Genomic DNA, 9,151 nt, shown 5'->3' with positions numbered 1-9,151 from the left:
CGGCTTTGGACAGGTGTCAAGTCGTCGGCACAAGAAATGGTCGCAGTTTCGGCGGATCTGCGCGGATATCGTCCGTCAGATGCCGGAACCGCCCGTTTCTTCATCAGGCTTGCCGGGGACGGGTGGCAAAACCGCAGCGGAATAAGCGGTGCGGTGCTGCGGCTGTGATGCCGGGAGCGGCATCCAAAACGCCAGCTCGGCCTCTTCGTATGTGATCATGCAGTCGTGGCTCGAGTCGGACGCGACCCAGCAGGCGTCGCGGGATGGCTTGGGATGCGCCCATCGCGCCACATCGACGTCGGCCGGCCCCTGCTCGCTGGCGTACATCGCGACGAGGACGCGCGTTCCGTCACGCGGTGCGCTCACCATCGGACGCCATGTTCCGAACTCCGACTGCTTCATGGTCGCGTCTCCCGGTGCCCCAGGCAAGCATGGCGCGAGTTGCCGCCCCCGGCAAGATCGGCGTTACCGCCCGGGCGAGGCCATCGTCCCCGTTGGCCCGACGCCGGCCGATCCTGTCCCTGTCGTCCCAGCCGTTCCAGGGCTTCCCGGCAAGGCCGAAGCACCGCCACTGTCCCCGACGTTTGGCGCCAACCCAAGCCCCTCGTGGCTCGGCGTCACCGTGCCGTCGACCGAGGACCGCGGCGCCGGTGTGGTCGAATAGACCGTTGCCTGAGCCATGGCGGCTGTCGACCCGGCGAGTGAGACCAAGAATCCGATGGTGAGCGCACTGCGCATGATAAGCGTATCCTTGAGAGATCAGAGGTCGGGACGCGTCCAATAGCGGCCGGCCAGGAGGAATGCCGCGCCGACTCCAGCAATCGCGGCCCCAAGAATGGTCCAAATGACCGATGCCGCGCCGCCATCGTCCACTTTAAACAGCCACGCCTGAAGAACCCAGGCGACGCTGATCAACAGGCACGCGAAGCCGACCGTGTAAAAGATAGGTCGCATGACCGGGCCAGGGGTCGTGTCGATCACTTGGATTCCTCCAGCCGGGCGCGCCGGTTCTTCAGCTTGGTGACGTCGTTCTTCGCCAACGCGATCTTCATCTGCTTCAGCGCCCGTTCCGGACTTGGAGGGGATGGCACGACGGCCTGACTCAAGCCTTCGCCAAGGGCCTCGATCCGGCGCGTCAGAGCGACGACATCGTCGTGGGGGAGCGTCATGCTAACGCCGACCGCCTCGCCGTCGGCGCTGGTGAAGGTAATCCCCGCCGCTTGGAGCCACGCGCGCACGACCGCGGTACCGGCCACGGACGCACCGGTCTCGACCGCGGCGACCTCCGCCGATGAAAGGCCGACCCGTTCGGCGACCTCGTCACGCGTCAGACCGAGAAGAGCCCGCGCAGCGGCGGCTTGGCGTCCGGAAAAGGGGTGATCCATTTCCTGTGAACGGGTCACCGTGACGTTTGATCCATCGCCGATGAAAGCCAGACGGTCTTTTCCCGCGCTGTGGCAAAGCGGCAACGACTTCTGGGGCCGCATCATTTCTGAACCGAGGGCGGAGCCTCATTGTCACCGACGCAGCCCGGGCATCGGACGCGCGACAGCGGTCGCGCTGGCGCGCCAGCGCGACAATCGTCGGCATCGAGGCCCTGGACCAATACTGCGGTGGCGAACCGACGCCGCGACGTTCGCCGCCCTTCGTCGATCTCCGACGGCGCGATTGGCAAGCAACCCTTGCTTCTCGCGACAGCATTCGGCACGCCCTGCCCGACCACCCGGCAGAGACGGAAGACGAGCACATGACCAAAATCGCAATCCTGGATGACAGCCAGCACGTTGCCCTGCAAGCGGCGGACTGGGACCGACTGCGGAAGCGCGGTATCGCCATCGCGGTCATGAGCGAGCCCTTCGCTTCCGAGGACGCGGCGGCGGCAGCGCTGGCCGACGTCGAGATCATCGTGCCGATGCGCGAGCGAACCCCCTTCCCGGCCTCGCTGATCGCGCGCCTGCCCCAGCTTCGTCTCGTCGCGCTGACCGGTGGCCGCGCCCCGACGCTCGATATCGCGGCCTGCACGCAGCGTGGCGTTCTGGTGTGCAACACCGGCGGCGGCGAGTTCAGCACGGCGGCAACGGCCGAACTCGCGTGGGCTCTGCTGCTGGCTGCCTACCGCAATGTTCCACAGGCCGATGCGCTGATCCGCAGCGGTCGTTGGCACGAGGCCCTGCCGATGGGCGAGTCCTTGGACGGCAAGCGCCTCGGGATCGTCGGTCTGGGAAAACTCGGCGCGCGAGTCGCGCGGTTTGGCCAGGCCTTCGGCATGGAAGTGGTGGCGTGGAGCCAGAACCTGACCGATGAGGCGGCCATCGCCCACGGCGCGCGTCGTGTCAGCAAGGACGAGCTGTTTGCGACGGCCGATGCGGTGACGCTGCATCTCGTGCTGTCCGCCCGCAGTCGGGGTATCGTCGGGGCGTCTGAGCTCGCGGCGATGAAACAAGGGGCGGTGCTGATCAACACCTCGCGCGGGCCGCTCGTCGACGAGGCGGCTTTGCTGGCGACACTCAAAAGCGGCCGGATCACCGCCGCGCTCGACGTCTTCGGGCAGGAGCCGCTGCCCGCCGATCATCCCCTGCGTTCGGCACCGAACACGGTGTTGACGCCGCATCTCGGCTATTCCAGCTGGCCGGTGATGCACAGGTTCTACCAAGACAGCGTCGAAAACATCGAGGCCTGGCTCGATGGGGCGCCGATCCGCATGCTCAACCCCGAGGCGCTCGGGCGCTAGGGGCCGTCAGTCCGGCTAGCGCACTCCGAGCCGCAAGAAGCTGACGATGCAGCCGACGCCCGCAAAACCGCAGCCGAGCCACAGCGCGAGATCCGGCCCGGTGTCGCCGCGAGCCAGCATCAAGCACAGCGCGACGAGCGCCGCGCCGATGCTCTGCCCGAGCAGACGTGCGGTCGCCACGATACCGCTGGCGCCCCCGCTGCGATTGGCCGGAGCGCTGCCCATCAAGGCGCGCAGGTTCGGCGACTGGAAAAAGCCGAAGCCGGCACCGCAGACCATCATCCGCCATACGATCGCGAGCACATGCGGGTCGCGCGGCATCAACGCGAGCGAGGCCATGCCGCCGCTGAGCACGAGAAGCCCGAAGCCGCCGAGAAGCCCCGGGGGATAGCGGTCCGACAGGCGTCCGGCGATCGGGGCCATCAGGGCCACGACCGCGGGCCAGGGCGTCATCAGCAAGCCGGTCTCGACGGCGCTGTGGCCGAGAACGTCCTGGAGCAGAAATGGCAGCGCGACGAAGGCCAGGCCCTGCGTGGCGAATGAGCAGACCGCCGTCGCGGCGGACAAGGAGAAGGCCGGAAGGCGGAAGAGGTCGAGCGCCAGCAGCGGCGCGCGATGGCCGGCCTGACGGCGCAGCAGCGCGTAGCCGCAGGCGGCCGAACCGCCGAACTCCGCGGTAATCGCGACCCAACCGCCGCCATGTGCGACGTCGCCGATTCCGAACACGAGCAGCGCGAAGAAGCCGGCACAGAGGACACCGGCAAGCGGATCAAACGCGTGGATCGCTCGATCGGTCAGCGGCAAGGTGCGCCACGCGAGGCTGGTGGCGAGGAGTCCCGCCGGCACGTTGATGAGGAACAACCAGTTCCAGGACCCGACGGAGAGGATGGCGGAGGCCACGGTCGGGCCGATGGTGAAGGCGATGCCGACCACGAGCGCGTTCACGCCGAGCCCGCGCCCGAGCATTTTGGACGGATAGACGAAGCGGATCAGCGCGGTGTTGACGCTCATGATCGCCGCCGCCCCGAGCCCCTGCAAGGCGCGCGCCCCGACGAGGGTCGGCAGCGACCACGCGAGACCACAGGCCAGTGAGGTCAGCGTGAATACGATTACGCCGGCAATATAGACGCGCCGATGGCCGAGAATCTCGCCGAGGGCCGCCAGCGGCAGCAGCGCGGCGACCATGACGATCTGATAGGCGCTGACCACCCAGATCGCCGCAGCACCATTGGCTCCGATGTCGTGGGCGATGGTCGGCAGCGCCGTGTTGGTGATCGCGGTGTCGAGATTCGCCATGCCGACGGCGACCGAAATCGCGATCAATGCCTCGACCCGCTTGCGTGTGGGAAGGCCGTCGGCGCGGGGTGCCTCGGCCGTTGGGTGTGTCATGGGGTTCAAACGAGTCGCCTGCTTCCGTCGCGGACGACATGGCGGGGATTGGACGATCCAAGCAACCGTCTTGTTGCCGGCGATGCGATCGGAGGAAAGCGGCCATCACTTCGGAGAGCCTCAGCCTTCGCGACTGAGCCTGAAGCTGCTCACGAGGTTCGTCAGACCGTCCGTCTCGCGCGTCAGCGCATGGCTGGCCGCCGTCGATTCTTCGACCATCGCCGCGTTCTTCTGGGTGACGCGGTCCATCTCGTTCATGATCTTATTCAGGTCTTCAAGGCCCAGGGATTGGTCGTGGGCGCTCCGTGCGATGGCGGAGACGACGACAGTCGCCTCGGCGACCTGCGCGAGGATGCGTTCCAGCGCGTCGCCCGTTTCGGTGACGAGTCTGACGCCCTTGAGCACACCCGCCGACGACGCGCTGATCAACGCCTTGATGTCGTCCGCAGCACGTTCCGAGCGCTTGGCCAGTTCGCGCACTTCTGTCGCGACGACAGCAAACCCCCGTCCGGCCTCTCCGGCCCGCGCGGCCTCGACCGTCGCATTGAGCGCGAGCAGGCTGGACTGGCGTGCCAACTCATCGATGACGCTCACGATCCGGCCGATCTGGCGTGACGACGTCTCGATTTCACGAATAGCGACCGTTGCCTGGCGCGCGATCGTGCCGCCGCGCTGTGCCTCGGATTCCGCGCAGCTGACGCATTCGCGGACGTGGAGGGCACCTTCTGCGCTGCGCCTGACGGTCGCGGTGATCTCGCTGAGCGAGGCAGCGGTCGCTTCGAGGTTGGATGCCTGCTGCGCGGTGCGCAACGCCAGATCGTCCGCCGCGACCGTCATGTTCTTGGAGCCGGAGTGAATGACGTCGGCACTCCCGGCAACGCCGCGCATCACGATTTCGAGCTGCGCCATCGCGACATTGTAGTCCGTGCGAAGCTGCTGGTAGGTCCCGGGCAGATGGTCGCCCATGCGGAACCCCAGGTCCCTGGCCGCCAGCCGCGCAAGGCCGGTCGCGACCAGGCTGTTGACGCGTCTGCGTTCATCGTCGGTCTCGGCGCGGACCTGCTCTTTTTCGAGCGCCGCATTCTTGAAGACCAGCAGCGCAGCCGCCATCGCCCCGATCTCGTCGCGCCGCCCGAGCGCAGGGATTTCAATGGCACTGTTGCCTTCCGCCAAGCCGCGCATGGCTGCCGTCATCGCACGAAGGGGATGGGAGATTGCGCGGATCGTGAACATCCCGAACGCGACGATCGCAGCAACGAGGATCGCGACGATGACCGCGGCCGTCGACAACTGCATTGTTGCGGCGTCCAATGTCTGTTCCGTCTGCGCGACGAACACCTTGAGAAGCCGGCTTTCGATACTTTTCAGCACATCGACACGGACGGTCGCGGCACTGAACCAATGTTCGCTGTCGATGCCTTTGACCGCCGTCCCGGCGGGAACGGAAAGGATGACTCGCTTGAGGTCGTCGATCTCCCGCGCGTCCGACGTCGCCACCGCGGCCTGATAGATGTCGCGGATATCCGCTGGAGCGTAGATGATGAAGGACTTGATGTAGTCGCGGCCTTCAGTGTCGAGCGTCGCCAACTGGTAGAGCTGTTCGTTAGTGAAGGTGCCGGCAGCCAGACCCGCGCTGCCGAAGGCGCGCGTCAGGCCGGCGCGTTCGCTCGCGCCCTGCAAAGCGCTCAAAGCAAACTCGAAGTTCTTGATTTCGGAGTGGTTGGCGTCCCGACCAATCAGAGCCGAGAGCTGAAGGAGGCGCCCGATGATCGTGGTGTACTGCGCGATCGCGTCATTGCTGACGATCTTGACGCCTGAGACGTCGCTGCGCAGCACCGCGATGTCCTGAAACGCGAGGTCGGCAACCTTGATCTGGTCGGTGACGCTCGGCCCCAATCGCGCGACCGCTTCGTCGTCCACCACGATCTTGAAAGCGCGTCGCGTGACATCCGACAGGCGGCGCTGCGCGACAAGATCGAGCCCGTTTCGCTTACCACCGGAACTCAGGAACAGCGCCGAGCGCCCGCGCTCCACCTGCAAAGTACCGACGAGATCATTGATGCTTTCGATGACCGAACAGCCTGTCATCAGGCGGTGCATCTGTGTCGACGTCGACCATCGTTCGATCAGCACCCATGCCGCCAAGGCCGTGAGCGCGCTCAACGAAACCAGGATGAAAAGGAGGATGCGACTGGAGACAGACATGGATCGCATCGTCCGGCACGTTGATGTCGGCACATAACCGAAGCGTTAATTGATACATCCCAACGACAGGACACGTCGGATGCAGACCCTTCTCATGTCTGCGCCATGATGCTTAAAGGTGCGTGAAGGCAGGCTTCGCGGACCATGCGCGTGGCGGTGCGGACACATAAAAAGACGTTGCATATGATGGAAATGCGGGTCTTGCGCTGGCACGTTCGGGAGACTCGAATCCGTGTTTTCGCCCTGAAAAGGCCCAGGCTCGTTCCGTTTGATTCTCGGGTGTCACCGGATTCTCGGATGTGACCAGCATGCGACCCGATCCGCTCCTGTAAAATTCCCGGCTACCGCCCTCGAAAGGACATAAGGAGTCTCATACCCGTGGCGCGGTGCGAGAAGCAGGCCACCTCGTCTCGTGCCGTCCTCCGGTTGTCGAAAAAGGAGCCCCTTATGGTGATCAAGCACGCGACGCTCGGCGCGGCCCTTCTCCTCACGATCCCAACGATCGCCTTGGCGCAGTCCCCGGCTGCCCCTGCAGCACAGAGTGCCGGCGCCGACCACACTACCGATACCGATGACGGCGGCTGGTTCGGCTCGGTGAAGGGGATGTTTGGACGCGGTGAAGACCACAGCTGCGCTACCCAGGCGGCCGTCACCAACGCCGCCGGCGACACGGTCTACGTCAAGCGTCCGAACTGTCCCTGACGGCAAGAATAGTCTCGGCTTGGATTTATGTGTACCGCAGAGGGCGAAACAAGCTTACGACGCCGGCGCGGCCGGTACGCCAAGGAGCAAGCCTGCGGCTGCTGGTGCGCCCAAGGGGAATCGAACCCCTGTTTTCGCCGTGAAAGGGCGACGTCCTAGACCGCTAGACGATGGGCGCGGGTCAGGCGCGGGCGGACCCGGCGGCGACGGGTCGACGTATAGAGAGGGTTTTGGAGGCTGACAAGACGTGAGCTGCATCCGCGCGCGTCTTGCCACAGGTCTCTTTTACCCAAAGCGGCGGATCAGCGCCCCCGAGTTGCTCCGGCCGGCGCGGCGTCGAGCAGCCGCAACTGCACCCGTTCGCGACCGCCGTAGCGGTCGAGCGAAAGGGTGCCGGCAAGATGCATCGCGGTGCCACGGCCTGCGAGCAGCCCCTGCCCCAACGGCTCGGCGGCGACGCGGAAGGCGATGCCGTCGAGCGTCGCACCGTCGCCCGCCTGGATGCGGAAGCGGACATGCGTCGTTCCCGCCGGCGCGACGTCGACGACTCGGTGCGCGGGAAACACGAACACCGGCTCGGGATTGCCGGCGCCGTAGGGACCAGCCTTTTCCAGGCTGGCGAGCAGCGCCGGCGTGGCGCCCGCCGCCGTCAAGGTCGCATCGATGAGCAACGATTCGGCGGCGCGGGCCTCCGCGGTGGCGGCAAGGAGGTCTGCCTCGATGAAGACGCGAAACGCGTCGAGCCGATCGCGATCGAGCGTCACGCCGGCCGCCATGGCGTGGCCGCCGCCCTTGCGCAGAATGCCGGCGTCGACCGCACCGCGGACGCTGCGGCCAAGGTCGACCCCAAGGATCGAGCGACCGGAGCCGGTGCCGCTCTCGCCGGTGAAGGCGATGGCGAAGGCCGGGCGGCCAAACTTTTCACGAAGCCGGCCTGCAATGATCCCGACGATGCCAGGGTGCCAGCCTTCGCCGGCGACGACGATGATGGTGGCGCCCTCGTCGTGGAGACCAACCTGATGCAACGCCTCGGCCTCGGCTTCCTCAAGCGTGGCGAGTTCAAGCGCCTGGCGCTCGCGGTTCAGCCGATCGAGGGTCACCGCGATGGCGCCGGCCTCGGTGTCGTCCGTCAGGGTCAGTAGACGCGCGCCAAGCGCCGCATCCCCGATGCGACCGCCGGCATTGATGCGCGGTCCGACGAGATAGCCGAGATGATAGGCGCTGGCCGGACCGTCGGCACTGGCGATGTCGAACAGCGCCCGCAAACCCGGCCGCCCGCGCTCGCGCATCACCGCGAGGCCCTTGACCACGAAGGCGCGGTTGAGGCCGGTAAGCGCCGCGACATCGGCGACGGTGGCGAGCGCAACGAGATCGAGCGCGTGTAGCAGGTCGGGCGCCGGCTTCGTGGCGGAAAAGAATCCGTCCGCGCGTAGCCGGCGCTGCAGGGCGACGAGGGTCATAAAGACGACGCCGGCGGCGCAGAGTGGACCGAGCCCGGACAGATCGTCGAGCCGATTGGGATTGACGATGATGGCGTCGGGCAAAACCTCCGGCGCCTGATGGTGATCGAGGACGATCGGGTCGAGGCCGAGCCGTTGTGCTTCCAGCAACGGCTCGTGGCTGGTGGTGCCGCAATCGACGGTCACCAGAAGCTTCGCGCCGCGCTCGGCCAGCGATCGGATCGCCTCGACGTTGGGGCCGTAGCCCTCGAAGATACGGTCGGGGATGTGAATGAAATGCGGAACGCCGCAAGCGGCGAGATAGTCGGCGAGCAGCGCGGATGACGACGCGCCGTCGACGTCATAGTCGCCGAAGATCGCCACCGGATCGCCGGCGAGAATGGCCTGGGCGAGGCGATCCACGGCGCGGTCCATGTCGGCCAGCACGCTGGGATCCGGCATCAGGTCGCGGACGGTCGGCTCGAGATAGGCCGCTGCAGCGGCCGGCGTGACGCCCCTGCCCGCGAGCACCCGGGACAGCAGGTCGCCGTAGCCGCCGAGCTGTGCGATGGCGAGCGCCTGCGCCTCGCCGGCCATGTCGAGGCGGCTCGACCAGGGTCGACCGCGCAGCGAGGTCTCGACGCCGAGAATGGTCCGCGTCGGCGTCATGAAAGCATGCTCGGGC

At 66.5% G+C, this 9,151-nt stretch carries 9 protein-coding genes and 1 tRNA gene; 2 read left to right on the top strand and 8 right to left on the bottom strand.

Translation table 11 applies throughout. The annotated features are described in order from the left end of the window. Positions 1 to 75: 75 nt before the first annotated feature. The 4 genes from GSQ79_RS16800 to GSQ79_RS16785 form a co-directional block, all read right to left on the bottom strand. Complete coding sequence (locus GSQ79_RS16800) at positions 76 to 402, bottom strand: hypothetical protein (RefSeq protein ID WP_158809827.1); 327 nt, start codon at positions 400 to 402, stop codon at positions 76 to 78. 63 nt (positions 403 to 465) lie between these two features. Continuing rightward, positions 466 to 738 (bottom strand): hypothetical protein, encoded by a 273-nt coding sequence (locus tag GSQ79_RS16795; protein ID WP_158809826.1) that lies wholly within the window; start codon positions 736 to 738, stop codon positions 466 to 468. A 21-nt stretch (positions 739 to 759) separates the two neighbouring features. Then, positions 760 to 981: a hypothetical protein gene (locus GSQ79_RS16790; RefSeq protein ID WP_158809825.1), complete on the bottom strand. Its 222-nt coding sequence runs from the start codon at positions 979 to 981 to the stop codon at positions 760 to 762. Then, positions 978 to 1,403, bottom strand: a complete 426-nt coding sequence (locus GSQ79_RS16785; protein ID WP_158809824.1) for a helix-turn-helix domain-containing protein — start codon at positions 1,401 to 1,403, stop codon at positions 978 to 980. The genes GSQ79_RS16790 and GSQ79_RS16785 overlap by 4 nt, the downstream gene beginning before the upstream one ends. Before the next feature lie 344 nt (positions 1,404 to 1,747). Here GSQ79_RS16785 and GSQ79_RS16780 point away from each other — a divergent pair, with 344 nt between their 5' ends. Continuing rightward, the gene (locus GSQ79_RS16780; protein ID WP_158809823.1) at positions 1,748 to 2,731 is read left to right on the top strand and encodes a D-2-hydroxyacid dehydrogenase family protein; all 984 of its coding nucleotides are present in this window, start codon (positions 1,748 to 1,750) and stop codon (positions 2,729 to 2,731) included. Between the two features lie 15 nt (positions 2,732 to 2,746). Here GSQ79_RS16780 and GSQ79_RS16775 read toward each other — a convergent pair whose 3' ends face one another. Together GSQ79_RS16775 and GSQ79_RS16770 are read right to left on the bottom strand one after the other, a co-directional pair. Continuing rightward, the gene (locus tag GSQ79_RS16775; protein WP_158809822.1) at positions 2,747 to 4,120 is read right to left on the bottom strand and encodes an MFS transporter; all 1,374 of its coding nucleotides are present in this window, start codon (positions 4,118 to 4,120) and stop codon (positions 2,747 to 2,749) included. A gap of 120 nt (positions 4,121 to 4,240) precedes the next feature. After that, a complete protein-coding gene (locus tag GSQ79_RS16770; protein WP_158809821.1) occupies positions 4,241 to 6,325 on the bottom strand; it encodes a methyl-accepting chemotaxis protein in 2,085 nt (694 codons plus the stop codon). 447 nt (positions 6,326 to 6,772) lie between these two features. Between GSQ79_RS16770 and GSQ79_RS16765 the strand changes: the two genes are divergently transcribed. Beyond that, entirely contained in the window at positions 6,773 to 7,027 is a 255-nt protein-coding gene (locus GSQ79_RS16765) for a hypothetical protein (protein WP_158809820.1), read from the top strand. 102 nt (positions 7,028 to 7,129) lie between these two features. Here GSQ79_RS16765 and GSQ79_RS16760 read toward each other — a convergent pair. Both GSQ79_RS16760 and recJ read right to left on the bottom strand, forming a co-directional pair. After that, a tRNA-Glu gene (locus GSQ79_RS16760) sits at positions 7,130 to 7,205 on the bottom strand. Between the two features lie 124 nt (positions 7,206 to 7,329). After that, positions 7,330 to 9,135 (bottom strand): single-stranded-DNA-specific exonuclease RecJ, encoded by a 1,806-nt coding sequence (gene recJ, locus GSQ79_RS16755; protein WP_158809819.1) that lies wholly within the window; start codon positions 9,133 to 9,135, stop codon positions 7,330 to 7,332. Between the last annotated feature and the right edge of the window lie 16 nt (positions 9,136 to 9,151).

It is taken from the genome of Beijerinckia sp. L45 (genome assembly GCF_009765775.1).
Lineage (GTDB): Bacteria > Pseudomonadota > Alphaproteobacteria > Rhizobiales > Beijerinckiaceae > RH-AL1.
The sequence above is the reverse complement of the archived record's forward strand: the minus strand, read 5'-3'. Positions and strand labels throughout refer to the sequence as shown.